General features: G+C 72.4%; 1 protein-coding gene. It reads right to left on the bottom strand.

All coding sequences use genetic code 11. From position 1 onward, the window contains the following. Positions 1 to 252: 252 nt before the first annotated feature. Positions 253 to 638 (bottom strand): transposase (locus AAAX59_RS09675; protein WP_349071612.1); only part of this gene is annotated, 386 nt, incomplete at its 5' end.

Here is a 638-nt window from a genome sequence, read left to right as displayed (position 1 = left end):
GCACGCTGCATGGCTTAGTCGACGCTTGCCTGGCAAGCTAATATCCGCGGGCTCCTGCGGGTGCGCTTCCGGCGGTCAGCCCGGTATGTCCGCGCACCCCACCGCATTTCGATTCTCCGTCCGGCGCGATCGTGCGAATCCAGTCTTTTGTCGGGCGCGGCCCGGGGGCTGCCCATAAAAAAGGTCGTGAACTCGCGCCGGCGATGCGTCGAGGCGCGGGCCCTCCCGGCGGGAGTCGGTTGTCGCCGCCCGCTAGAGGACGGTCCCCTCGGACCTGCACCCTATCTCCCAGACCCAGCAGGCGAGCTCGCGCGCCACGGCGGCGTTGGCCCTGCAGGCCGGCTTGCCGGCGTCCGCGAGCGCCTTGCGGCGGCGGTGGAGCCTGGCGGTGCAGTCGTCCGCCCTCGAGCGTATCGCCGGGGGCACGTCGGTGCCGGGGGCCGGGGCCTTGGGCCTCGGGGAGCACGTGGAGTAGTGCCATGCGGACTCTATGAGCGCCGTGCGCGCGAGCGCGTTGCCGGCCTTGGTTATCCCGCCGCGCCGCTCGGACTCGCCGCTCGAGTGCTCCGACGGGGTCAGCCCGCACCAGCTCGCGAAGGCCGGCGCCGAGCGGAACCTGCTGAAGGACCCGGCCTCCG

The sequence above is a fragment of the Collinsella sp. CLA-ER-H2 genome, assembly GCF_040092405.1.
Classification (GTDB): domain Bacteria; phylum Actinomycetota; class Coriobacteriia; order Coriobacteriales; family Coriobacteriaceae; genus Collinsella.
The sequence above is the reverse complement of the archived record's forward strand: the minus strand, read 5'-3'. Positions and strand labels throughout refer to the sequence as shown.